General features: G+C 67.0%; 28 protein-coding genes, 2 tRNA genes and 1 pseudogene. 15 read left to right on the top strand and 16 right to left on the bottom strand.

Annotation, left to right across the window (positions count from 1 at the left end):
• Positions 1–63 precede the first annotated feature (63 nt).
• The 6 genes from VE25_RS14420 to VE25_RS14395 form a co-directional block, all read right to left on the bottom strand.
• A complete protein-coding gene (locus VE25_RS14420; protein WP_046109337.1) occupies positions 64–459 on the bottom strand; it encodes a type II toxin-antitoxin system VapC family toxin in 396 nt (131 codons plus the stop codon).
• Positions 459–719 carry a type II toxin-antitoxin system VapB family antitoxin gene (locus tag VE25_RS14415; RefSeq protein WP_046109336.1) on the bottom strand — a complete coding sequence of 87 codons (261 nt, stop codon included), beginning with the start codon at positions 717–719 and terminating at the stop codon, positions 459–461. Before VE25_RS14415 ends, VE25_RS14420 begins: the two co-directional genes overlap by 1 nt.
• Before the next feature lie 78 nt (positions 720–797).
• Positions 798–2,273, bottom strand: a complete 1,476-nt coding sequence (locus VE25_RS14410; protein ID WP_046109335.1) for a M48 family metalloprotease — start codon at positions 2,271–2,273, stop codon at positions 798–800.
• The gene (locus VE25_RS14405) at positions 2,270–3,067 is read right to left on the bottom strand and encodes a thermonuclease family protein (RefSeq protein WP_052731985.1); all 798 of its coding nucleotides are present in this window, start codon (positions 3,065–3,067) and stop codon (positions 2,270–2,272) included. The genes VE25_RS14410 and VE25_RS14405 overlap by 4 nt, the downstream gene beginning before the upstream one ends.
• 179 nt (positions 3,068–3,246) lie before the next feature.
• The gene (locus VE25_RS14400) at positions 3,247–4,398 is read right to left on the bottom strand and encodes a GGDEF domain-containing protein (RefSeq protein ID WP_046109334.1); all 1,152 of its coding nucleotides are present in this window, start codon (positions 4,396–4,398) and stop codon (positions 3,247–3,249) included.
• Between the two features lie 135 nt (positions 4,399–4,533).
• Positions 4,534–5,382, bottom strand: coding sequence for a class I SAM-dependent methyltransferase (locus VE25_RS14395; RefSeq protein ID WP_152664632.1), 849 nt, complete (start codon positions 5,380–5,382; stop codon positions 4,534–4,536).
• Between the two features lie 130 nt (positions 5,383–5,512).
• Between VE25_RS14395 and VE25_RS14390 the strand changes: the two genes are divergently transcribed.
• The 3 genes from VE25_RS14390 to VE25_RS22400 all read left to right on the top strand — a co-directional run bounded on the left by VE25_RS14390 (position 5,513) and on the right by VE25_RS22400 (position 6,460).
• A tRNA-Arg gene (locus tag VE25_RS14390) sits at positions 5,513–5,589 on the top strand.
• A 147-nt stretch (positions 5,590–5,736) separates the two neighbouring features.
• The gene (locus VE25_RS14385) at positions 5,737–6,237 is read left to right on the top strand and encodes a CAP domain-containing protein (RefSeq protein WP_052731984.1); all 501 of its coding nucleotides are present in this window, start codon (positions 5,737–5,739) and stop codon (positions 6,235–6,237) included.
• Positions 6,227–6,460, top strand: coding sequence for a sulfurtransferase TusA family protein (locus tag VE25_RS22400; RefSeq protein WP_046109333.1), 234 nt, complete (start codon positions 6,227–6,229; stop codon positions 6,458–6,460). The genes VE25_RS14385 and VE25_RS22400 overlap by 11 nt, the downstream gene beginning before the upstream one ends.
• A gap of 6 nt (positions 6,461–6,466) precedes the next feature.
• Here VE25_RS22400 and VE25_RS14375 read toward each other — a convergent pair whose 3' ends face one another.
• Entirely contained in the window at positions 6,467–7,630 is a 1,164-nt protein-coding gene (locus VE25_RS14375) for a D-alanyl-D-alanine carboxypeptidase family protein (protein ID WP_046109332.1), read from the bottom strand.
• A 243-nt stretch (positions 7,631–7,873) separates the two neighbouring features.
• Between VE25_RS14375 and VE25_RS14370 the strand changes: the two genes are divergently transcribed.
• From VE25_RS14370 to VE25_RS14360, 3 genes are read left to right on the top strand one after another with little or no spacing between them, the layout of a single operon-like run.
• On the top strand, positions 7,874–8,443 hold the full coding sequence (locus VE25_RS14370) for a DJ-1/PfpI family protein (RefSeq protein ID WP_046109331.1): 570 nt from the start codon (positions 7,874–7,876) through the stop codon (positions 8,441–8,443).
• A gap of 55 nt (positions 8,444–8,498) precedes the next feature.
• Positions 8,499–8,780, top strand: coding sequence for a BrnT family toxin (locus tag VE25_RS14365; protein ID WP_046109330.1), 282 nt, complete (start codon positions 8,499–8,501; stop codon positions 8,778–8,780).
• Positions 8,767–9,126, top strand: a complete 360-nt coding sequence (locus VE25_RS14360) for a helix-turn-helix domain-containing protein (RefSeq protein ID WP_342019106.1) — start codon at positions 8,767–8,769, stop codon at positions 9,124–9,126. The genes VE25_RS14365 and VE25_RS14360 overlap by 14 nt, the downstream gene beginning before the upstream one ends.
• 9 nt (positions 9,127–9,135) lie before the next feature.
• Here VE25_RS14360 and VE25_RS23760 read toward each other — a convergent pair.
• Positions 9,136–11,545, bottom strand: a pseudogene (locus VE25_RS23760) (beta-glucosidase).
• A 178-nt stretch (positions 11,546–11,723) separates the two neighbouring features.
• Here VE25_RS23760 and VE25_RS14350 point away from each other — a divergent pair.
• Complete coding sequence (locus VE25_RS14350; protein WP_046109329.1) at positions 11,724–12,140, top strand: winged helix-turn-helix transcriptional regulator; 417 nt, start codon at positions 11,724–11,726, stop codon at positions 12,138–12,140.
• Positions 12,141–12,143: 3 nt separating this feature from the next.
• Entirely contained in the window at positions 12,144–12,941 is a 798-nt protein-coding gene (aac(3), locus tag VE25_RS14345) for an aminoglycoside 3-N-acetyltransferase (RefSeq protein WP_046109328.1), read from the top strand.
• A gap of 247 nt (positions 12,942–13,188) precedes the next feature.
• On the opposite strand, the gene VE25_RS14340 is transcribed toward aac(3), so the two are convergent.
• Complete coding sequence (locus VE25_RS14340) at positions 13,189–13,938, bottom strand: SDR family NAD(P)-dependent oxidoreductase (protein WP_046109327.1); 750 nt, start codon at positions 13,936–13,938, stop codon at positions 13,189–13,191.
• A gap of 158 nt (positions 13,939–14,096) precedes the next feature.
• Here VE25_RS14340 and VE25_RS23545 point away from each other — a divergent pair, with 158 nt between their 5' ends.
• The 4 genes from VE25_RS23545 (at position 14,097) to VE25_RS23380 (ending at position 16,991) form a co-directional block, all read left to right on the top strand.
• Positions 14,097–14,654, top strand: coding sequence for a TetR/AcrR family transcriptional regulator (locus VE25_RS23545; protein WP_083988957.1), 558 nt, complete (start codon positions 14,097–14,099; stop codon positions 14,652–14,654).
• A 91-nt stretch (positions 14,655–14,745) separates the two neighbouring features.
• Entirely contained in the window at positions 14,746–15,471 is a 726-nt protein-coding gene (locus VE25_RS14330) for an AzlC family ABC transporter permease (protein WP_046109325.1), read from the top strand.
• On the top strand, positions 15,455–15,757 hold the full coding sequence (locus VE25_RS14325; RefSeq protein WP_052731983.1) for an AzlD domain-containing protein: 303 nt from the start codon (positions 15,455–15,457) through the stop codon (positions 15,755–15,757). Before VE25_RS14330 ends, VE25_RS14325 begins: the two co-directional genes overlap by 17 nt.
• A gap of 325 nt (positions 15,758–16,082) precedes the next feature.
• Positions 16,083–16,991: a hypothetical protein gene (locus tag VE25_RS23380; protein WP_244466935.1), complete on the top strand. Its 909-nt coding sequence runs from the start codon at positions 16,083–16,085 to the stop codon at positions 16,989–16,991.
• A 67-nt stretch (positions 16,992–17,058) separates the two neighbouring features.
• Here VE25_RS23380 and VE25_RS14315 read toward each other — a convergent pair whose 3' ends face one another.
• Complete coding sequence (locus VE25_RS14315) at positions 17,059–17,934, bottom strand: NAD(P)-dependent oxidoreductase (RefSeq protein WP_046109341.1); 876 nt, start codon at positions 17,932–17,934, stop codon at positions 17,059–17,061.
• A 111-nt stretch (positions 17,935–18,045) separates the two neighbouring features.
• Between VE25_RS14315 and VE25_RS14310 the strand changes: the two genes are divergently transcribed.
• Positions 18,046–18,396 carry a winged helix-turn-helix transcriptional regulator gene (locus tag VE25_RS14310; RefSeq protein WP_046109324.1) on the top strand — a complete coding sequence of 117 codons (351 nt, stop codon included), beginning with the start codon at positions 18,046–18,048 and terminating at the stop codon, positions 18,394–18,396.
• A gap of 44 nt (positions 18,397–18,440) precedes the next feature.
• Here the strand turns inward: VE25_RS14310 and VE25_RS14305 are convergent.
• Positions 18,441–18,525, bottom strand: a tRNA-Leu gene (locus VE25_RS14305).
• A 173-nt stretch (positions 18,526–18,698) separates the two neighbouring features.
• On the opposite strand from VE25_RS14305, the gene VE25_RS14300 reads away from it, so the two are divergent.
• Positions 18,699–19,217, top strand: a complete 519-nt coding sequence (locus VE25_RS14300) for a disulfide bond formation protein B (protein WP_046109340.1) — start codon at positions 18,699–18,701, stop codon at positions 19,215–19,217.
• On the opposite strand, the gene VE25_RS14295 is transcribed toward VE25_RS14300, so the two are convergent.
• The 5 genes from VE25_RS14295 to VE25_RS14275 all read right to left on the bottom strand — a co-directional run bounded on the left by VE25_RS14295 (position 19,201) and on the right by VE25_RS14275 (position 21,902).
• Positions 19,201–19,494: a type II toxin-antitoxin system RelE/ParE family toxin gene (locus VE25_RS14295; protein ID WP_046109323.1), complete on the bottom strand. Its 294-nt coding sequence runs from the start codon at positions 19,492–19,494 to the stop codon at positions 19,201–19,203. The genes VE25_RS14300 and VE25_RS14295 overlap by 17 nt on opposite strands.
• Positions 19,491–19,745 (bottom strand): type II toxin-antitoxin system ParD family antitoxin, encoded by a 255-nt coding sequence (locus VE25_RS14290; protein WP_046109322.1) that lies wholly within the window; start codon positions 19,743–19,745, stop codon positions 19,491–19,493. The genes VE25_RS14295 and VE25_RS14290 overlap by 4 nt, the downstream gene beginning before the upstream one ends.
• 77 nt (positions 19,746–19,822) lie before the next feature.
• Positions 19,823–20,380 carry an HNH endonuclease gene (locus VE25_RS14285; RefSeq protein WP_046109321.1) on the bottom strand — a complete coding sequence of 186 codons (558 nt, stop codon included), beginning with the start codon at positions 20,378–20,380 and terminating at the stop codon, positions 19,823–19,825.
• 203 nt (positions 20,381–20,583) lie between these two features.
• The gene (locus tag VE25_RS14280) at positions 20,584–21,246 is read right to left on the bottom strand and encodes an alpha/beta hydrolase (RefSeq protein WP_046109320.1); all 663 of its coding nucleotides are present in this window, start codon (positions 21,244–21,246) and stop codon (positions 20,584–20,586) included.
• Entirely contained in the window at positions 21,243–21,902 is a 660-nt protein-coding gene (locus VE25_RS14275) for a DNA-3-methyladenine glycosylase family protein (protein WP_046109319.1), read from the bottom strand. Before VE25_RS14275 ends, VE25_RS14280 begins: the two co-directional genes overlap by 4 nt.
• A gap of 31 nt (positions 21,903–21,933) precedes the next feature.
• Here VE25_RS14275 and gluQRS point away from each other — a divergent pair, with 31 nt between their 5' ends.
• Entirely contained in the window at positions 21,934–22,794 is an 861-nt protein-coding gene (gluQRS, locus tag VE25_RS14270) for a tRNA glutamyl-Q(34) synthetase GluQRS (RefSeq protein WP_046109318.1), read from the top strand.
• The last annotated feature ends 77 nt before the right edge of the window (positions 22,795–22,871 follow it).

The raw sequence follows: 22,871 nt of genomic DNA, 5'->3' as shown, positions 1-22,871 counted from the left end.
CAGCGGCACACGGGATCGAAACGAAGGCCGGCGGAAACGCCGGCCTTTCTGTTTGGCGTCCGCTCAAGGCAGCGCAACGCGCAACACGTCCGTGCGTGCGAAATCATCGCCTTTGAAGAGCAAGGGCTCCTGCGTCACCGCCGAAAGCGCATAGGAAAAGCAATCGCCGAAGTTGAGGGCAGCCCGGTGACGACCCTTGCCGAAGCGGCGCCAGGCGTCGCGTACGATGGCATACTGATCCGCATCGACGGGCATTACTTCGAGCCCGGTCCTGTTGACCCACATGTCCAGCTCCCTCGCGCCGAGTTCACCGTTGCGCGTTTCGATGACGATCGTTGCCTCGAAAAGCGTGGCGACTGAAATCAACCGGATCGGGTCATCGGCGATCACCAGCTCGAACGCTTGCGCCTCCGGCTCACCGAATGCGATAGCGGCAATGACCGAAGCATCAACGACCATCAGCGCGGCAGGCCGTTTTCGTCGTAGCCTATGATTTCGTCGGGAGAGCGGTTGTCGAGAACCGGAAGTGCATTCATGCGCTCCCTAATGGCTTCAAGGTCCCTGAGAAGAATATCCCTCTGCACGTCGCTCAGCTTGCGTGCGCGCCGCAGCCTGTCGGCCAGCGCGCGCTTGGTCGCTTGGGTGATCGTTTCACCCGTATGCTTGGCCAATTCCCGCGCAAGCTGCTCGGTCTCGGGATCCTTGATACTGAGCGCCATCGGATAGATCCTCTTCTACCTATCCTTGAATATTCTACCTTGACCTGCGCACGTCAAGGGTGCGGGCGCTGTAGGCACCTACTGCAGCGCCACCAGCTTGTACTTCTGCCCCGGAACGATGGGGTCGCCCGGATAGAGGTTGTTGATGATATAGAAGAGCTCGGGCCCGCGCGAGAGGCCGGACATCTGCCGGGCGAGGCTGTCGGCGGTGTCGCCGGGGCGGGCGGTGACGACCCGCACGGCAACCGTACGGATGCCGGAGAGGTCGGCGGCGGTCGTGCGGCGGAAGCTCGCCAGCGTCTGCTCGGCTCCGCGCGTGAAGCGATCGCTCGTCGCCTTGGCCGCGAAGATGAAGCGGTAGACGGTGCCGTCGATGCGGGCGACCGAGACGCGGAAATGCCACTGGTCGGTTTCGGCCAGGCCCGTCGCCATCTCGATGCCGTTGTGGCTCTCGGCCCTGACGGTCTCGGCCTTGAGGCCGGCGATCCAGCCGGACTTGAGGTAGTCGGTGAGCGACTGGCCGGCAGGCACGCTGGTCGAATCGAACCGCACCGCCTCGCCGTCGCCCGCGACCCCGACCACGGCGTTCTGCGAGGTCTGCAGCGTATAGCCGGAGGGCACGGTGAAGGTGAACCGCGCGCCCGGATGGATGTACTGGCGCCCGACGATCGACCCCTGCGATGGGCTGTCGCCGAAGGTCAGGCCCGAGATGCCGTCCATATAGCCGCTGCGGTCGGTCTCGCCGGTGCCCGGCGCGCCGAAAAGGCTGCGGGCAGTTTCGGCGGCCTTCTGGATGCGGTCGGGCGTCGAAGGGTGGGAGGAAAGGAAGTCGTCGCCGTTGTCGCTGCCGGCCGAGAAGGAAGCGAAGCGGCTCATCACTCCGAGGAAGCGGGCGGCCGCGTGCGGATCGTATCCTGCCTTGCCGGCGATCTTGATGCCTTCGCGGTCGGCCTCCAGCTCCTGGTTCTGGTTGAAGGCGGCCATCGACATGCGCGAGCGGCTGGCGACCGCGTCGTTCGAGGTGTCGCCGCCGAAGACCGATGTGATCACCCGGTCGACGATCGCCGTGGTGCGGCTGCGGTCGGTGCGCGCGCGCGCATGGCGCAGCGTCACGTGCGCGATCTCATGGGCGAGGACCGCCGCCAGCTCGCTGGTGTCGGAGGCGAGCGCCAGGATGCCGCGCGTCACGTAGATGTAGCCGCCCGGCAGCGCGAAGGCGTTGACTTCGGGGGAATCGAGGATGGTGACCTGGAACTGGGCATTGGGCTGATCGGCGGCGGCCAGCAGCCGCGAGACGATGCGCGCGATCATGATCTCGGCCTGGCGGTCGGAATAGACCCCGCCAAAAGCCGCGATGATGCGCGGATGCTCGCGCTGGCCGATGATCTCGTCGTCGCTCGCCGGCGGCGGTGCAATGACCGGCGCCGGATTGTCGCCGGTGCGGTTGACCGCGACGCTCCCGGGCGTCAGCGCGGTGCAGCCGGCCAGCGCCACCAGCGCCGTCGCCAGCACGCCCTTGCGCAATCCATTGATGAGACGGGCAGAAACCATCATCTTGCCGCCAGGACCTCGATCTGCTCGGGATGGGTGACCTCGACGCGCGGGCCGTCCCGTTCGTCGATCCAGCCGCGCACGCGCACGAGCGCGCCTTCGAGCGCCAACGGATCGAGCCCGTCACCCGCAAAGAGCCGCAGAGCCGCCCCTTCGATCACCACGGTGAAATCTTCCTTCCAGTAGCGGCCGAAGTTGAGATAGACGCGCCCGCCCGCCTCGTCGGCGAGCAGCACCCGGCCCTCGACGAGTTCGTAGTGGCCGGTGCGCGCGAGAATCTCTTCCGGCCGGTCCGCCGCACGTACGCTGTAATAGGGATCGGTCCAGATTCCAAGCCGCCCGCCGCGCGCCGAGCCCTCCGCCGCATAGAGCAGGCCGAGGCATTTGCGGTTGTCCGGGAAGGAATAGACGCGGGCGAGCCCCTGCCCCACCATCTCGCGCTGCAGCCAGACGTCATCCTCGCCGTCGCCGAGGACGAAGACATGGGCGAGCGCCCGCTCGTAGCGGTCGACCTCCTGCCCGCCATAGCCGAGGCGCACCCGCTTGCCGAGGGCCATGGAAACGAGCGCCTCGCGCGCCTCCTCGGCCATCGGCCAGGCTTCAAAACCCTCCCGCCCGAGCGGCAGCTTGGGGGCCTGGGTGCCGATCATGCGCACGACAAGGCCCGAGTCCAGCATCACGGTATCGCCGTCGACCACTTGCGTGACGACGCCGACCGGCCCCGCGCGCAGCTCTTCGCACGCGCGTGCGGGCGCGGCGATCGTCGCGGCAGCGGCGAGCAAGGCAACGCTGGTCACACTGGCTTTCAGCAAATGGAGCCCCGAAGGATTTCGTTTACCGTGCACCAGAATACGGCAAAAAAAGATTACCCGCGCGGCCCTGCCGGTCATTTTCAGGCGAACGCGTGGCAGGAAGCGGCCGGGCGTTGCCAATATGCAGCACTTGGGGTTCCGGGAGTCGGCGCCCGGTGTCCGCTTCAGGCGACGAGTTGCAGGTTGCGCACCGCCACGCGGTTGCGTCCGTCGCGCTTGGCCGCGTAGAGCGCCGCATCGGCCTGGCCGAGCAGTGTCTCGAACCCGTCCCTGGGCTCCTCGCACACCGCGACCCCGATGCTGACGGTGCAGGTCACCGGTCCCGCGAGCGTTTCGAGGCCGCAGCCGGCGAACGTCGCCCTGATGCGCTCGCCCATCACGGCGGCCTGCGGCGCGCCGGCGCCCGGCAGCACCACGGCGAACTCCTCGCCGCCCAGCCGCGCCGGCACGCCCTGCGCGCCGACGAGCTGGCGCACGGTCGAGGCGAACTGGCGCAGCACGTCGTCGCCCGCCGCGTGCCCATGGATGTCGTTGATCGACTTGAAATGATCGAGGTCGCAGAGCAGCACCGCGATGGGCCCGGCGAGCGGCTCCTGCCCGAAGCGGTCGAAGAGCGCGCGCCGGTTGAGAAGGCCCGTCAGCGGGTCGGTCATCGCCTCGGATTGGTGCCGGCGCGCCAGGCGCGACTGGTGCAGCGCCAGCGACAGCGCCCCGATGCCGCTCATGGCGAAGATCGCAACGATCGCGTTGATCTCCTCGGCCCAGTTGGCCGGTGCGCCCGGGAGCACCATGTCCCCCTCCATGACGAGGGCGAGCGCGCAGAGGAAGAACGAGGTGGCCCCGACGCAATAGAGCGCCGCGGTGACGCGTATCGGCACCGGCGCCTCGGCCCGCGCCCGCCAGAGCTCGATGGCCGTCGCCACCAGCACCCCGGTGGCCAGCACATTGGCGACGATCGCCCCGAGCCCGTCGAGGCCGAGCGCGAACGGCACGGCGGTCGTCCCGATGGTGAGGAGCGCGATCAGCGCCGTCGGCCCGGCAGGTGCCGAGCCGGTGCGGAAATGCCGCGCGCTGTTCCAGGCGAGGCAGAAGCCGAGGAGCACGAACATGAAGCCGAGGAAGTGCCGGGCGACCGAATAGTCCTCGCGATAGCCGCTGAACACGGCAACCCCGCAGACGAGCGCGACGACGCCGACGGCAAGGCGAAACAGGAACTGCTCGCTACGCGCGGAAAGCCATGCGATGAACAAAGTCACCCCGAGCGCGGCCCCGGAAAATCCAATGGCCAGCATCAGCGAGGTCTGGTCTAGCAGCATCGCCCGTCCTTGTGATCGAAGCCCCGGCGAAATCGGCGCGCACCGGCACCCTTAGTTCACACCGGTGTGCAAACCCTTACCACACCCGGACCAAGTGACAGCAAAAGCGCCGCTTAACCGGCCCCATTGCGCGCCTCAAGGCCAAGGCGTAACCGTATGCGACCCGATCCCGCCGCTCTCATGCCCACTCGAACGCGGGCAGAGAGGCTGCGCCTTCAGGCGGAAGAGAGGCAGGCCGACGACGATCGCGCGGCCCGCCCGCACGCCCTCGTGCAGCTCCCGCAAGGTCTCGATCGCGGCCGCGATCGAGAAGTCCGGATAGATGAACGGCATGTTCTTGAGGTACCACGCGAACGCCCCGACATCGGCGAACTCGGTCCGCTCGCGCCCCTCGGCCTCTTCGACGACCTCGAAGCCTGCGTCCTGCAGCTGCCGCTTGGCGAATGCCAGGTTCCAGGCCGTTTCGACCGGCGGCGGCGACTGGTTCAGCAATCTGTAGAAATCGTCCGCGGCGCCGGACGCGACCTGCTGGGTCAGGAACACGCCATCCGACGGCAACACGCGCCTCAGTTCGGCGGGGACATACGATTCGTGGCGGCTGACGATCAGGTCGAAGCTGTCGTCGGCAAAGGGCAGCGCCCCACCCTCGAAGGGAGAGTCCTGATCGACGTTGTCCGGCGCGCCCTCGACCGCGAAGACCTCCACCCCCAGCGGCTCCAGCCGGGCGCGGGCGACCGGCACATTGGGCGCCCACCCCTCGGTGGCCGCGGTGCGGACGGGTCGATGAGGCAGGCGGCTCAGCCATTCCCCGCCACCGGTTCCCAGATCGAGGAGGGTTGCGGATTCGCGCGCGTGCGCATCGACGATGCCGGCGAAGTCCCACGGCATCGTCGTGCGGATGCGGCCGTCATACGACACGTTCCACCCGACGAACGGCCGCTCCTCGGCCTCTGCGATCAGGCTCTCGAAATCGGTATCCGTCATGGTCACCCCACAGTCGACGCATTCGAGTCCCGCCCGGGTCTCGGCTGGACGGATATCGGCAAGCCTTAGCACGTATGCGCATCGAGCGGGGGTTTGCCAGCGGACGCAATTTTGCTATCTCCCATGATGTGGTCCCGTAGCTCAGCAGGATAGAGCACAGGATTCCTAATCCTGGGGTCACGCGTTCGAATCGCGTCGGGATCACCACTCCCAAGCTTGACCGATGGCCAGCCGCCCGCTCCATTTCTGCGCATGAGCCGCGAACGCTCGCGCGCCGCGCGATTCAGCATTTCTTGATGGATGCGCTATAGGTGGCACGCTTGGGGGCGAGCTGACCCTTTCAAAGGAAGACGAATGACCGACCAGACCCTGCTCCGCCGCGCCATTCGGCCGCTGCCGACCCTCGCCGCTGCCGCGCTCGCGGCCCTGCTTGCCGCCTGCAGCGCCTTTTCCGGCGGCGGCGCGCCTGCCGCGCTTCCGGCGGGCCTGTCGGCGCGGATGGACCAGCCCGGCGCCAGCCTCGACAAGGCGCAGGCGCTCGGTCTGGTCAACGCCTACCGCGCCAGCGTCGGCGCCGGCGCGCTGACCGCCGATGCCGGCCTCGAGGCGCAGGCCCAGCAGCTCGCCAACCAGTATGCCGCGAGCGGCACCTCGCCGCGCACGCCGGAGGGCGTCGCGGCCATGCGGTCCAGCGCCGGCTATGCGACCTTTGCCGAAACCTTCTCGGGCTGGCGCAACAGCTCGCCGGATGCCGCCGCTCTCGCCACCGCCGGGGCGCGCCGCGCCGGCCTTGCCGTCGCCGCCAATCCGAACTCGGCCTACGGCGTGCACTGGGTGCTGCTGCTTGGCCAGTGACCCCGACATCGTCGACGCCAGGGGGCAGAAATGTCCCCTGCCGGTCCTGCGCATGGAAAAGCGGCTCGAGGCCCTCGCGCCGGGCGCCCGCCTGGTAGTGCTCGCCACCGACCCGATCGCCAAGGTCGATATCCCTCTCCATTGCCGCCAGAACGGCCATGCCGTGACGTTCGCCCAAGAGGCGGGCGTGCTGCGCTTCGAGATCGTCAAGAACGCGGGCTAAATACGCTCAGAAATTCGGGCGCGGACGCGGGAACGGGATGCCGGCGGCGGTGACCGTCGCCGAGAGCCCCGGACGCAGCTCAGCCTCTGCGACCGCCCCCGGCTGGCCGGTGGGCACGATCGTCACCGGCATGTGCTCGGGGCGCGGGCGCGGCAGCGGCACGCCGGTGCGGATGCGACCGAGATCGGATGCCGCATAGCTGCGCGCGGCCACCGTGTCGGTGAGATAGCTCGGCTGGCCTTCGAGGCCCATGGGAAACGCCGCCTCCTGCGCCGCGACGTACGCCTTGGCCTGCGCCCCGCAGATCATCGGACGCATGTCGACGGGCGCGCCGGCCTGGTTGGGAAGGGCGATGAGGTTCTGCCCCGTGCGCGCGCCGGAGATGCCCCGCAGCACCAGCTCGGCGGCGCGCTCGTTGCGCTCGCGGCCCGAGGACGCTCCCAGCACCACGGCGAGCAGCCGCCGCCCGCCGCGCTCGACGGTCGCAACAATGTTGAGGCCCGAAGAGCATACATAGCCGGTCTTCATGCCGGTGGTGCCGGCGAATTTGGTGAGGAGCGCATTCTGCGATTCATAGACGCGCTTGCCGATCGTCACCTCCTCGGTGCCGAAGATCGGCGCGTACTGCGGATAGTTCTGCAGGATATAGAGCGAGAGCACAGCGAGGTCGCGCGCCGAGGTGACCTGGCTGGGATCGTGCAGGCCGTGCGGATTGGAAAAGTGCGTCGCCGAAAGGCCCATGCGCCGGGCCGCATCGTTCATCAGCGCGACGAACCCGGCTTCCGAGCCGCCGACCGTATCGGCGATGGCGACGGCCATGTCGTTGGCCGACTTGACCAGCAGGATATAGAGCGCGTCCTGCATCGAGACGGCGCTGTCGGCCGGCAGTCCGGATTTGCTCGGCGGCAGCGCAACCGCGGCCTTGGAAAGGGTGACGGGCGTATCGAGGCTGACGTTGCCGAGCGAGATCTGCTCGAAGGCGACGAACGCCGTCATCAGCTTGGTGAGCGAAGCCGGATGCCAGGGCTGCCCCGCCTCCTGCGCCTCGAGCACTTCGAGCGTGTCGATATCGACGAGCAGCAGCGGATTGGCCGCGGCGGACGCGGCGAGGCTGGCGATGGAAGCGAGGGCGAAGAGGAAAGCGAGGCCGAGGCGCCGGGCGAAATGCACGAGTCTCTGTCTCCAATGGCGGAAGGTTCGGGCGGAAGTCTTACCAGCCGATGAACGCGGCCTCAATGTGGCGGGAGGCGCGCCGACAGGTTTGTGAACGCTTTCACGTCAGCCCCGGCGGGTCGAGCGAGGCGCGCCGGCGCTCTGCTCGGAACGCTTGGCCATATGGGCGCCATCCGCTGCTGACAAATTCTGGTCGGGTGCACCGCTAATCTCGTCGCATCAGACAAGAGGAAACGCAAGATGACAACCTTCCTCACCATCCTCACACAGGACTATGCCGACTGGGAAACGGCCCTGCTCAACGCCGTCGCCAAGGGCTACTACGGCATCGAGACGCGCTTTGCGGCGCCCGGCGGCAAGCCGGTGACCTCGGCCGGCGGCCTCAAGGTGACACCTGATGTGGCGATCGAAGACGTCGACCTCGACGATTTCGACGTGCTGCTCGTCAACGGCGGCACCGCCTGGTCGCAGCCCGACGCTCCCGACATCGGCAAGCTCGTGCGGGACGCCCTCGCGGCCGGCAAGATCGTCGGCGGCATCTGCGACGGCACGCTGGCGCTGGCGCGCTCGGGCGTGCTCGACACGGTGCGCCACACCTCGAACTCGCCCGACAATCTGCCTAAATCCGGCTACAACGGCGCAGACCTTTACCAGGATGTGCCCTACGCCGTCACCGACGGCAGGATCGTCACCGCCCCCGGCACTGCACCGGTGAGCTTCATGGCCGCCATTCTCGACCAACTGGGGCTGAAGGACGCCAACCTCGACTTTTATCTCGGCCTGCATGCGGCCCAGCATAAGGCAGCCTGAACTACGGGATTTCCGCAGCTTGACGTAACTGCGGAAATCCCGCAATACTACAGATATGGATCGGCCGGTCGATTTTGCTTGGGATAGCCGAAAGGCCGGGACGAATGAGCAAAAGCACGCGGTTACGTTCGAGTTTGCCACCGCCGTGTTCCTCGATCCGCGGCTCGTGATCGTGAACACTACCCGACCTGAGGACGGTGAACAGCGCTACAAGGCCATCGGGGCAGTAAACGGCAAGCTCTATGCCGTGATCTTCGCGAGAAGTGGTGCCATTGGCCGCCTGATTTCCGCCCGCCGGACAAATCCGAAGGAGGATCGAATCTATGGCGATCGTTAGATATAGGCTCGACCCCAACAACGCGCCGAAGATGACTCCGGAGCAGCAGGCCCGGCTCGACGCGCTGACCGACGAGGAGATCACCGCGGCTGCGCTTTCCGACCCGGACAACCCGCCGCTGACCGACGAGGAGATCGAGCGCTTCGCTGCCGCGCGTCTTTCCAAGACCATCCGGGATCGGTTGAGCCTCACCCAGGAGCAGTTCGCCGAGCGCTTCCACATCAGCTACGGGCGCCTGCGCGACCTGGAACAGGGGCGCACGCATCCGGACAGCGCGCTTCTCGCCTATCTCAAGGTCATCGAGCATGACCCGGAAGCCGTGCTGCGCGTGCTCAGCGCCGCCTGACTATCGTATTCAGACCGGCAGCATGAGCGTCGTCGAACGGCTGATCTTTGCCGTGAGCGGCAGGTCGGCCGAGGAGGTGCCGGCGCGAAGGGTGAACTCGCCCGCCTCGACCAGCCAGTGGCGGGCCGAGGCCGAATAGAAGGCGAAGGCGCGCGCATCGAGCCGCAGCGACACATCCTGCCGCTCGCCGGGCGAAAGATGCACCTTGGCGAAGGCCTTGAGCTCCTTGCCCGGCCGGTCGAGGGAAGCAACGTCATCTGAAACGTAGAGCTGGACGACCGTGGAGCCCGCCCGCTCGCCGGTATTGGCGACGGTCAACGTCACCGTCGCCACCCCGTCCGCCTCGAACTGGCTGTCGTCGACCTCGAGGTCCGAAAGCGCAAAGCGCGTATAGGAAAGGCCGAAGCCGAAGGGAAAGAGCGGCGCTATGCCGTGCCTGTCGTAGTGGCGGTAGCCGATGAACACCCCTTCCTCGTAGCGCACCTTGCCGTCGAGGCCTGGATAGACCTCTGCGTCCTGGCTGTTGGTCGGGTTGTCCGCCCATTTGACCGGGAAGGACTGCGGCAGGCGCCCGCCGGGCTCGGCCGCGCCCGTCAGCACGTCGGCGATGGCGTTGCCCGCCTCCTGGCCCGGATACCAGGCCTCGATGACCGCCGCGACCTCGCCGAGCCACGGCATCTCCACCGGCCCGCCGGTCTGCAGCACGACGACGGTGTTGGGATTGGCCTTCGCGACGGCCGAGACCAGTTCGTTCTGCCGCCCGGGCAGGATGATGGACTGCAGGTCGCTGCCCTCGGTGTCCCACTCCCCGTTACGCCCGACGAAGACGATGGCTGTTTCGGCATCCGCCGCGATCCGCGCCGCCTCGGCGATGGCCGCATCGCCCAGCGGATAGCCGATGCCGGCGGCAAAGCCCGCGATGCCGAGCACGGCATGCGGCTTGGTGGCAAACGCGATGGTGACCTCGTAGCTGCGCCCGGCTTCGAACGCGACGGTGCCGACGACCTCGTCGCACCCCTCCTCGAAGAAGGTGCGGCCCTTCTTCCAATCGGTCCAGGCGTCGGCAATGAGCGTGCCTTCGACATAGACCTTGGCGCGGCCTGCCGCATAAATGCCGACCCGGTGCTCGCCGGTCGCCTCGGCCGTGTAGCTCCCCGTCAGCCGCACCGAAAACTGCTTCGGGTCGACCTTGTCCTCGGCGATCCGCCCGATCCAGAAGGCCTGCGCCTCGTCCTGGATGGCGGTGTGGACCGGCTCGCCCGACAACGTGTCGTTGGCGAAATAATCGACGCGAAAGCGGCCCTTGAGCAGCGGCTCGAAGCGGTGGTTGGTGCAGCCCGGCGCGAAGGCGAGGCGCTCCTTGCCGAGCGCGGCCGTGAGCCCGTCCCACGGGCTGATGCGATAGTGGGCGTTGAGCTGCGCGCTGCCCCCGCCCATTATCTGCGCGATCTTCGCATTAGGCCCGATCCTTGCCGGAAAGCGGCAGCACGCCCTCGTTCTTCAACAGCACCGCCGCCTCGGCGCCGGCGCGGCGGATGAGGGCACGATGCTCGGGCCGGTCGTCGGCGCGTTCCTCGAACGCGCGCGTATCGGTGAGCGCGCCGGTGCGGTCCATCAGGCGCAGCACGTTGAGCGCCCGCTCGCGCACCGTCGCGGCCTTGACCTCGCCGCTCTTGACCGCCGCGACGAGCTTGTCGCCCCGGTCGCGGGTCGGCCCCGGCATTTCGAGGTCCAATCCGGCATTCACCGTCTCGACGGTCGAATGCGAGCCGAACCAGTCGGACATGACGATGCCGTCATAGCCCCACTCGTTGCGCAGCACCGTGGTCAAGAGCCAGTTGTGCTCGGAGGTATAGGTGCCGTTGAGCTTGTTGTAGGAGCTCATCACGCCCCAGGTGCTCGCCTTTTTCACCGCCCATTCGAAGGGGACGAGATAGATCTCGCGCAGCGCCCGCTCGTCGATCTGCGACGATATCGTCGTGCGCTCGATCTCGGATTCGTTGCCGGCATAGTGCTTGATGGTCGCCGCGATCCCCTGCCCCTGCAGCCCGGTGATATAGGCGGCCGCCAGTTCGCCCGTGAGGATCGGATCCTCCGAATAGCACTCGAAATTGCGCCCGTTGGTGACCGACCGGTGGATGTTGACCGTCGGCGCCAGGAGCATATGCGCACTCTTCGACTTGACCTCGTCGGCGAGCGCCGCGCCGATCTCGGTGACGAGCTCGACGTTCCAGGTGGCGCCGAGCGCGATGCCGACCGGAAAGCTCGCCGACTTCACCCCGCCGATGAGCGACCCGCCGCCGCGCGCCCCGTTCGGCCCGTCGGTGACCCGCAGCTTGCCGATATCGAGGCGCGGCACCGCCGGCACCGACCAGAAATCCTCGCCCGAAAGGATCGACACCTGCTCCTCGAGCGTCATGGCATCGACGAGGGCTTCAAGTTCGGCTGCGGTCACGACGCGTTCTCCCTGTTTGGCTCCCGATGCTTCTAGATCATGGCCGGGGCGCTTGTCGTGATCTTACAATCTCCACCCCTAGGCACAATCGGTAACCGTGTCTATATTAGTGCCCAAGGCACAATCTAGAAAGGCAGCATCCATGTCCATCGCGGATACAAGCAAGTCGGCCAACTGCCTGGCCATGTCGGACGTGCTCAACCGCATCGGCGACAAGTGGAGCGTGATGGTGGTCGGCATCCTCGGCAAGAGCGGCACCCTGCGCTTCAACGAATTGAAGCGCATGATCAACGGCATCTCCCAGCGCATGCTGACCCTGACCCTGCGCAACCTCGAGCGCGACGGCCTCGTCACCCGCACCATCTATCCCGAGGTCCCCCCGCGCGTCGAATATACCCTGACCGAAATGGGCAAGACCCTCGACGGCCCGATCCAGAGCCTCTGGGACTGGTCGGCCGAGCACCACATAGCCATTCTCGAAGCCCGCGAGATCTACGATGCGCGCGAAGGCGCCATCGCCGAAGAGAACACCCGCAAGATCGCTTACGCACGCGGTTAACCGATGACAGCGACCCTCTGGACGCGGGCCGAGCTCGCCCGCGACGTCGCCTCGCTTGGCGTCAAGCCGGGCGACACGGTCATGGCCCATGCCGGCCTGCGCTCGGTCGGCCCGATTCTCGGCGGTCCCGATACGCTGATCGGCGCCGTCCGCGACACCGTCGGGCCGAGCGGCACGCTGATGGCCTATACCGATTGGCTCTGGGAAGACGAATGGGCGACGGACCCGGAGCTACGTCCGCATGCGCCCGCCTTCGATCCCCGGGCATCGCGCGCCATCCGCGACAATGGCGCCTTCCCCGAGTTCCTGCGCACGACGCCCGGCGCGCTGCGCAGCGCCAGTCCCGGTCCGTCCTGCGCCGCCATCGGCGCCAAGGGCGAGTGGCTGCTGGCCGACCATGCGCTCTCCTACGGCTATGGTGAACGCTCGCCCCTTGCCCGGCTCGTCGAAGCCGGCGGCAAGGTGCTGCTCGTCGGCGCGCCGCTCGAATCCATGACGCTGCTGCACCATGCCGAGCACCTCGCCGATATTCCGGGCAAGCGCATCAAGCGCTACGAGACGCCGTTTCTCGAGAACGGCGAGGTCGTCTGGCGCGACCTCGAGGAGTTCGACACCGGCAACCCAATCGTCGAGGGTCTCGACGATCTCTATTTCGCCGAGGTGGTCGAGGACTTCCTCGCAACCGGCCAGGGCAAGCGCGGCACCATCGGCGCCGCGCCCTCGGTTCTGGTCGACGCTCCCGCCATCGTCGCCTTCGCCGTCGATTGGCTGGAACGGCGGTTCCCGCACCCGGACCGATAAACTGAACCCGGCGGTTCCTTCGCCTCCAGGCACGCTTATGGCACTTCTCCCTTCTCCCCTTGTGGGAGAAGGTGCCCCGAAGGGGCGGATGAGGGGTCTGCGATGCTTCGACAAACGCTGGTTGACTTGGCAGCATCGCAGACCCCTCACCCTGATTTTCCGCTGGACGCGGAAAATCTGTCCCTCTCCCACAAGGGGAGAGGGGAAGGCGCCTGGCATCCTTTCAGAGAATTCGCGATGGGGAGCTCTACGCGTTGGCGCCGCCGTCGACCAGGATGGCGGTGCCGGTGATGCTGCGCCCGCCGGGGCCGGCAAGGTGGAGGACGCTCGCCGCGATATCTTCGGCCGCGCCGTACCGGCCGAGCGCGGTGAGCTTGACCTGCTCGCCGGCGTAGGGACCGTCGGCCGGGTTCATGTCGGTATTGGTCGAGCCCGGATTGACCTGGTTGACGGTGATGCCGCGCGGCCCGAGCTCGCGCGCCAGCGCCCGCGTCATCCCTGTCAGCGCCGATTTGCTGGCCGAATAGATGCTGAGGCCTGGCAGCGCCACCCGCTCGCCGAGGTTGCTGCCGATGGAGATGATCCGCCCGCCCTCGCGCATGTGCCTGGCCGCCGCCTGCGCCGCAAAGAAGGGCGCACGCACGTGAATGGCGAAGGTCTGGTCGAACTCCTCTCGCGTCGCCGCCTCGAACGCATTGCCGAGCGCGATGCCGGCATTGTTGACGAGGATGTCGAGCCGCCCGAACTCGGCGACCACCTGCTCGACCGCCGCGGCCACGGCGTCGGGATCGGCCGAATCGGCCTGGATGGCGAGCGGACGGCGCCCGTGGCTGCGGATGCGGTTCTCGCTCGCCAACGCCCCCTCGCCATTGGAGACGAAGGTGAAGGCGACGTCCGCCCCGTTGCGGGCCAGCGTCTCGGCAATCGCCGCGCCGATGCCGCGGCTGCCTCCCGTCACCAGCGCCACCTGTCCCTCGAGTTGCGGTTTGGATCGCATGAAATCACTCCATTCTGTAACGACCGGTATATAATTGCTGCCACGCTTGCCCGGCGCGGTCAACGATTTTATAATGATCGGTACAGAAAGAGTTTGGACACCCGGTTTTGGCAGGACGCCCCCGACAATTCGATCGGAACGAAGCGCTGGATAAGGCCATGCGCCTCTTCTGGGAGCGCGGCTATGAGGGCACTTCCGTCGGCGACCTGGCGCAGGCGCTCGGCATCAACAAGCCCAGCCTCTATGCCGCCTTCGGCTGCAAGGAGAACCTCTTTTACGAAGCGCTCGATCTCTACGAGCGCACCTATGGCTGCGTCTCGCCCGACGAGCTCGACGCGTTCGCCACCGCCCGCGAGGCGATAGCAGGCGCGCTCCACCGCAACGCCGAGACCGCGGTCGACCCGACGACCCCGCGCGGCTGCTTCATCGTGCTCTCGGCCGCTGTCGGCCCGCCGCAGGACGAGAAGGTGCGCGCGCACCTGACCCAGCGCCGTCTCTCCTCGCTCGAGCATTTCACCCGCCGGATCAAGCGCGGCATCGCCGACGGCGACGTGCCGGCCGGGACCTACGCACGCGCCGTCGCCTCGTTCTACACAACCGTCATCAACGGCATCGCCATCCAGGCTCGCGACGGAGCCCCGCGCGCCGTGCTCGACGGCATCGTCGACGGCGCCATGGCCGCCTGGGACACGCTCTGCGCCAGATCCCGCCATTGACGCATCGCGCCGGTTGATCGCTTCGATCAGCACTTGTCATTGGGCAAGCCCGGCCGATATCTGCATGGCTGACGGGCATGGAGATATCCTCATGAGTCGCAGGCAAAACGGCAGCGCCCTTGACGAGCTGGCGCGCGGCGCGCGCCTCTGCCTGCCGGTCTGCGTGTCCGTTGCCGCCTACGGCCTCGTCTGGGGCGTGCTCGCCGGCCAGGCGGGCCTCAGCGTTCTCGAGGTGCTGCTGATGAGCGGACTGGTCTTTGCCGGCTCCTCCCAGTTCGTCGCCCTCGACCTCTGGACGAGCAATCCGGCAGCGCTCCCCATCGCCGCGATCGTCGTCGCCGTCGCCGTCGTCAACCTGCGCTATGTGATGCTGACGGCAACGCTGCGCCCGCTCTTTCCCGGCCGGCTCGGCCCCGGCGCCTTCGCCGCCATGTTCGCGGCGACCGACGAGAACTGGGCCTTGACCGTCGGCGAGATGAAGCGCGGGCCGACGTCGCCCGCCTTCCTCGTCGGCAGCGGCCTTGCCATCTATCTCGCCTGGCTCGGTGCAACGCTCGTCGGGCGGCTTGCCGGCGCCGCCATCGACGATCCGGCCGCCTACGGCCTCGATTTTGCCTTCACCGCCACCTTCCTCGCCCTACTCCTTGGCATGTGGCGCGGCAAGGCCGATCTCGTGCCGTGGCTCGTCGGCGCCGCCGCCGCGCTCGTTGCCGCACGGCTCATCGAGGGCAACTGGTACATCATCATCGGCGGCCTCGTCGGGAGCCTCGCCGGCGCTTTTCTTGAAACCCGGAGCCGCCGTGACCGTCTCGCCTGAAGCGCTCCTCGCCATCGTGCTGATGGCGCTCGCCACCTACGCCATCCGCGCCGGAGGGCTCGTCATCGCCGACAAGCTGCCGCGCGACGGCTTCTTTGCCGCGTGGCTGAGGCACATTCCCGGCGCGGTGCTCGCCGCCCTAATCGCCCCGGCCATCGCCACGGGCGGCATCGCCGAGGCGGCCGCCGCCGCGATCACCGCCCTGGTGTTCGTCGCCACGCGCAGCCTCTTCCCGGCCATGGCCGCGGGCGTCATCGCCGTCTACCTCATCCGTCTCGCCGTCTGAGCGAGCGTGGAAGCGACGCCCTCGCGTCGAACCAGGTGCAAATCACGCCCCCGAACCTCCAAAACTATTCGCTCAAGCCTTCCGAGCTTCCTCCACTTAATAGAAAACGATTGCTTCAGTCGAAAAGCCCCTTTTGCTTCACAAGTTCGCGATCCGAATTTAAACAAGAACCAATTACAGACTGATTTTGACTTGAGTCTCTGTAAAATTGACTCTCCTCGATTCCGTAAAGATTCTCAACCTGGGGCGTGCATTGCATGGGTCACAAAAGTGACTGGGTTAACCCATGCAAACGGAAATGAGGCACAAGATGTATTCGCGGTTCATGAAGTCGATTGCAGGCGCACTGCTTGCCTCGACCCTAATCATCGCACCTGCCAGTGCCCAACTTCTCGGAGGAGAGGGTGGACTTCTGGGCGGCGGAGACGGTGGCGGCCTTCTCGGCGGAGATGGCGGCCTGTTGGGCGGCGTCATCGGCGACGGCGACAGCGGCGCGCTGGTGACGCTGGACAGTGGGCCCGCCGGCAATAGCGGCGTGATCAATGTCGGCCTCGGCGGCAGCGGCGGCAACGTGCTCGACGCCAACGTCCTGCCCGGCGGTGGCGGCGGCAGCAACGGCCTCGTCGAAGCCAATGTCAGCAGCGGCGGCAGCAATGGCCTGCTCAACGTCGACGCCAATGTCGGCGGCGGCCTCGCCACGGCCAACCTGGGCGTCGGCGGCGACAATCTGCTCGATCTCGATGTCGGGATCGGCGGGGATGGCGGTGGTCCTGGCGGACCCGGAGGTCCCGGCGGACCTGGCGGTCCGGGCAATCCCGGAGGGCCCGGCGGGCCCGGCAATCCCGGTGGCCCGGGGGGACCTGGCGGCCCGGGCAACCCGGGCGGACCCGGCGTCATCATCGGCGGTGGTGGTGGAGGCGGCGTCTTCATCAACGCGCCGGGCGCCAACTGCGCCGGCGTCGATCCCAACCAGCTCGTCGGCCTCTTCCAGAACACGCAGTTGAGCGGCTGGAACCGCGCCTCCAACATCCAGATCGTTCCGATCCGGGTCTGCGCGCCGCTCAAGCGCCAGGTGGCGGGGTATCTTGCAACCCAGGGCAAGTACGGCCAGATGCAGGGCGCGGTGATGTCCGATCCGCTGATCGCGGCCGCCCTCAGCCGCTCCCAGTACAATGCGGGCAGCGTCTTTGCCGTGCAGCGCGCCGGCCAGCAGCTGACCGTCTACGTCTACTAAACAACCAATGCGCGACAATCGGCCCCGCGGGGAGACCCGCGGGGCCGGTGCGTTCCGGAGACGGCGTTCACGCCGCTTCCGTCTTGCCTCTCAGCACCTCGACGATCGCGGCAAAGCTCGCAGCGCCATGCCCCGCCTCGATCGCCTCCTGCGCCAGCCGACGCAGGAACAGCGGCACGGCTGCTCCGATCCCCTGCGATCTGCTGGCGTCGATGAGATGATCCATGGCGGTCGCGTCCATGGTGAGGCGCCCGGCCTCGCCCGGGTAGCGGCCGGCATCGATCTGGTCGGCGCAGGACCCGATGATCTGCGACGGCACGGCGAGGAATTCGCGCGCCACCTGCGCAAAATCCCGCGCGCCCACTCCCGCCGTCCCGACCAGCGCGGCAGCGTGCAGGAATCCCGCCATGGTCGACCAGTAAAGGCCGAGAAGAGCGGTGTTGTAGAGAAGCGCGCGCGCCGGATCCGTTCCGAGGAAGCGGGCATCGCCTCCGAGCGCTTCGAGAATCCCGCGCTGCTCGCTAAACACCCGTTCGGCTCCGCTGTAGAAGAACAGCGCCTCGGGTTTGCCCACCACGGCGGGCGGCACCATGATTGCGCCGCAGAGGAAAGCCGCGTTCCGGGCCGCCATCGTCTCGGCCACGCGCCGCGCGTCCTGCGGCGTACCGGATCCGAGGCTGACGATGGCCCGCCCGTTGACGCCGTTGCCGCCTGCCGCCAGGACCGCGTCCACGGCCGCGTAGTCCGCAAGGCAAAGGATCGTCAGCGGGCTTGCCGCTATCGCCTCGGCTGCGCTGGCAGCCTTCACCGCGCCCTGCCGGACGAGCGGCGCGGCCTTCTCTTCGCTGCGGTTCCAGACCGTGAGGCTATGCCCGCGGGCCAGCAGGGCACGCGCCAGCGCCGCGCCCATCGGCCCGAGGCCAATCACCGTCACATCACTCATCTTCTTCACCTCTTTTCGGTTTGCAGCCGAGAGGTGGAGGCAATGGTTACGATTGTAAAGGAGACACATTTTTCCTATGTAGGTACATATTCTATACCTGGAGTGGACCCAATGAAGGAGAGCGTGTCCGGCTGCCACGTGGAAGACGCCATCCGCGTGCTCGGCGGCCGCTGGCGGATCGTCCTCGTCTATTCGCTTCTCGACGGCCCCAAGCGCTTCAACGAGCTGCGCCGTGAAATGCCGAAAATTTCGCAGCGCATGCTCACGCTCGACCTGCGCGCCCTGGAGGCCGCCGGTCTCGTCTTCCGCACGATCTATCCCGAGGTTCCGGTGCGCGTCGTCTACGAGCTCACCCAAGCCGGCCATGCGCTGCGCCCCTTGGTCGAGATCCTGGGCGATGTCGGGGAGAGCCTGCAGCACCTTGCCCCATCCCCCGTGCGCAACGGCGCGGTGGCGGGCTGACGGGAGCCGTCACGTCGAATATCCATCGAAGTGTTCGCAGGAGATGGTACGGGCGGTCGGAATCGAACCGACACTCCTTTCGGAACCGGATTTTGAGTCCGGCGCGTCTACCAGTTCCGCCACGCCCGCAGCTTCGGGCAGGTGAGCCCGATCGGTAGGATGAGCCGGACTAGCCCGAAAGCCGCCGCCCGTCAATCGGCTGCGCAAAGCGGAACCGCCGGCCATCACAAGCCTGCCATGAGGCTGGCGTTTTGGCCCGGCTCCGGCTAATCGAGGCGCGACAGCGCGTTCGCGAGATCGACATGCCCCAAGCCCGCACCGTTCCCCTCGACAAGCTCGCCGCCGGCGCCGCCTTCCTCATCGGCCTCGCCGCGATCCTCCTGGCGCTTGCCTCCGAGCATATCGGCGGGCTGGTGCCCTGCGAGCTCTGCCTCGAGCAGCGCCTCGCCTACTATTGGGGCCTGCCGGTCCTCGCGCTCGTCCTCCTGCTCTGGAACCGGCTGCCGCTCGCCGTCTGGTACATCGCGATCGCCGTGGTTGCCGCCATCTTCGTGTGGGGCGCCTATCTCGGCATCTACCACGCCGGCGTCGAATGGGGCTTCTGGCCCGGTCCCACGACCTGCACGGGCGTCGGCGAAGCCGTCGGGTTCGACGCCCTCTCGGACCTCAACGCGGCCCGCATCGTTCCGTGCGACGCGGTGCAGTTCCGGTTCCTGGGGCTGTCGCTCGCCGGCTACAACGCACTGGTCTCGGTTGCCGTCGTTGCGCTGCTGGCGCTCGCCGCCGCGGTCCAGTGGCGTAAGACTAGCTCTCCAAGATAGTCCGGTGGTCCCGGGCATCGTTGAGGATGTGGATGACGGCCACATCCTTGCCGGTCACCTGATAGAAGACCGAATATCCGCGGTAAGGCATGCGGCGCAGATTGCGTTCTTCGAAGTCCGGCACCAGCGGGTATCGCAGGGGATGATCGACCAACGTGTGGCAATGAGCCACCAGTTCCTCGACGAAACTTGCCGCCCGTAACGGGTTGTCCATGCCAATGAAGTAAGCGATCGACTCCAGATCGCCCTGCGCCTCTTCCGAGATCGTCACCGTCATTGATGCGACGTCTCGGCCATGTTCCGGTACTTCGCGATCAGGCGCTCGGCGACTTCATCCAGCGGCTTGACGCGTCCTTCCTCGGCATCCTGGAGTCCGCGCTCCAGCGCCGCCCGCAATCGCGCCTCGCGCTCCTGCACCAGGCGCACGCCCTCGCGCAGCACTTCGCTTTTCGAGTTGTAGCGGCCGGTGGCGACGAGGTCGTTCACCACCTTCTCGAGGGTCTCGCCCAGTTCCGCGCTGATCGCCATCGCCGTTCTCCACGTTCGGGACAGCCAATAATAGTTATTGGCAGGCCGCTCGACAAGGAGAGACGGACAAGGATGGCCTACGGCTCCAGCTCGATATCCCAGTAGAGGTAGTCGAGCCAGCTGCGGTGCAGGTGGTTGGGCGGGAAGGCGCGGCCGTTGTTGTGCAGGTCGAAGACCGTCGGGTGGTAAGGCTTCTGGCGCGGGAACATCTTGATTTCCCACGGCATGCGGTTGGCCTTCCTGAGATTGCAGGGCGCGCAGGCGGCCACGACGTTCTCCCAGGTCGTGCGCCCGCCCTTGGAGCGGGGGATGACGTGGTCGAACGTCAGGTCATCCTTGGAGCCGCAGTACTGGCACTGGAAGCGGTCGCGCAGGAACACGTTGAAGCGCGTGAACGCCGGATGCTTGGCCGGCTTCACGTATTCCTTGAGCGAGACCACGCTCGGCAGCTTCATCTCGAAGGACGGGCTGTGGATGGCCGTGTCGTATTCCGAGACGATGTTGACCCGATCCAGGCACACGGCCTTGATCGCGTCCTGCCACGACCATAACGAGAGAGGATAATAGCTGAGCGGACGGAAGTCGGCGTTCAGCACGAGTGCGGGACAGCCCTCAGGCGACACATGGATCGTCACGTGAGTCTCCCGAAGCGGGAATCAGTCAAGTCCATAGCGCCCTTATACTAAGCCGTTTGTGACACGGCTGTGAAGCGGGCAAAACAGCTCTGCGACAGCGGCCTGGAGCATTTCCGTCCTGATGGAATCAGAACGGAAGCTCCGGGTTTTGTTTTGTCGCGCTTTCGAACCGGAAAAACGGTGTCCGCTTTCCTGAAAGCGCTCTAGGACCGGGCCGAAACGTCGGCGATGAAGGCGCTGGCGAAAGCCAGGCCATCGGGCGAGATGCCGTGGCCGACCCCGTGCGACACATGGTAGGCTACAGGCACGCCCGCTGCTTCCAGCGCCTCCGCCGCCTGGCGGCTGAAATCGGGATCGACGACATTGTCCATGTCCCCATGGACGAGACAGACCGGGGTCCTCGCCGAAGCCGGCCCGAACCCTTCCGGCGCAATGAACGCGCCCGAAAACGCGATGATTCCCATCAACGGCTCGGGCAGCGACAGGCCCGCATGCAGCGCCATCATCGCACCCTGGCTGAAGCCGACGAGAATGGTGTCCTTGGGGCTAAGGCCCGTCTGCGCCCAGAAATCCTTCAGGAACCTGACCACCACCGGCCGGGCGAGCGGCAGGCCTTCCTGCCGGTTGGCGACGCGGTCGGTGGTGTAGTCGAGGTCGAACCACTGAAAGCCGAACGGATTGCCCGCGCACGGCTCGGGCGCGTTGGGCGCCAGGAACATCGCGTCGGGCAGCTCCGCCTGCCACTGCGCGCCGAGCGTGATGAGGTCGTTGCCGTCCGCCCCGTAGCCGTGGAGGATGACGACCGCCTGCCTTGGCGCTCCGCCCGATTTCGGGGCCAGCATCGGCCCGGAAAGCGTTGCCGTCATAGAACGATCCCCTCCCTGCCGCGCATGGCGGCGTAGTAGCGCCAGAAGAGGAGCGCGGCCGTCGCGCGATGCGGCGACCACTCCCGCGCCAATTCGATCAACTGCTTGATCGAGGGCTGCGCGTCAAGCCCGAGCCCGTGGGCGACGGCCTTCTGCAGCGCTAGGTCCCCGGCCGGGAAGACGTCCGGGTGTCCCGCGCAGAACATGAGGTAGATCTCGGCCGTCCACGGGCCGATGCCGCGATGGGCGGTGAGATAGGCAACCGCCTCCTCGGCCGGCAGCGCCTCGACGCGGGCGAAATCGAGATCGCCCGCGACCACCGCCTCGGCGATGGCCCTGACCGTCCTGAACTTGCCGAGCGAGAAGCCGACGCCGCGCACCGTCTCCTCGTCGAGGCCGAGATACCCTTGCGGATCGAGCGCGCCGGGCAATGCCTCGAACCGCGCCCAGATGGCATTGGCGCTGGCGACCGAGAGCTGCTGGCCGCAGACGACCTTGGCGAGCCCGGCGAAGCCCCTTGGCGCCGTGCGCGGCGGAAACGGCCCCGCCCGCTCGTAGACGACAGCCAGCCGCGGGTCGCGCGCGATCAGCGCCGTGAGGTGCCGGGCGACGGCGTCCTCGGAATCCAGCCGCTCTGTCGGGAGCTTGTCGTGCATGCTAAGCGATGTCCTTTCAAAGGGATGATCTATGCCATCTCGTCCGGTTTTGCGATTCGCCCCAAGCCCCAACGGCCGGCTGCACCTGGGTCACGCCTATTCGGCGCTGTTTACCTGGAGCGTCGCCGAGGCACTGGGCGGCATCGCGTTGCTGCGCATCGAGGACATCGACGCTCAGCGCAGTAAACCCGAATTCGACGCCGCGATCATCGAGGACCTGCATTGGCTCGGGCTTTCCTGGCCGCAGCCGGTGCTGCGCCAGTCGACCCGGTTCGAGGCGTATGCCGAGGCGGCGGCGCGGCTGAAGGAGATGGGCCTCCTCTATCCCTGCTTCTGCACGCGAAGGCAGGTGGCGGAGCGGGCGACCGGGACCGACCCGGATGGCGCGCCGCTCTATCCCGGCACGTGCCGTCACCTCTCGGCGCAACAGAGGGCCGACAGGTTGGCCAAGTGCCACCCGTACCAGTGGCGATTGCTGACCGACAAGGCCCATGCGTTAACGGGTCCGCTGGCCGTCACCAGCTTCGACATAAAGGGAAATCTATCCGAGCTTGCCGCCGATCCGGAAAAATGGGGCGACGCGGTGATCGTCAGGAAAGAGACCCCGACGAGCTACCACCTGTCGGTGACCGTCGACGACGCCTTCCAGGGCGTCACCCACGTCACCCGCGGCATGGACCTCTACCACGCCACGGACCTGCACCGCCTGCTGCAGGCCCTGCTGGGACTTCCCGCCCCGCTCTACTGCCATCATAGGCTCGTTCTCGACGACGGGGATATCAAGCTCGCCAAATCGCGCGGCTCGCAAAGCCTCGCCGACCTGCGCGCCGCCGGCTGGACGGCGGCCGACGTGCGGCAGGCGCTGGGGTTCGGGAGTCCTACAAGCGAGTAGCCTAGTTTTACGAAAGCACGCGCGATCGCTCCCCTCCCCCTTGAGGGGAGGGGTCGGGGGTGGGGGGAAGCATCGAT

The sequence above is a fragment of the Devosia geojensis genome (assembly GCF_000969415.1).
GTDB classification, from domain to species: Bacteria; Pseudomonadota; Alphaproteobacteria; order Rhizobiales; family Devosiaceae; genus Devosia; species Devosia geojensis.
This window is presented reverse-complemented; position numbering and strand designations above follow the sequence as displayed.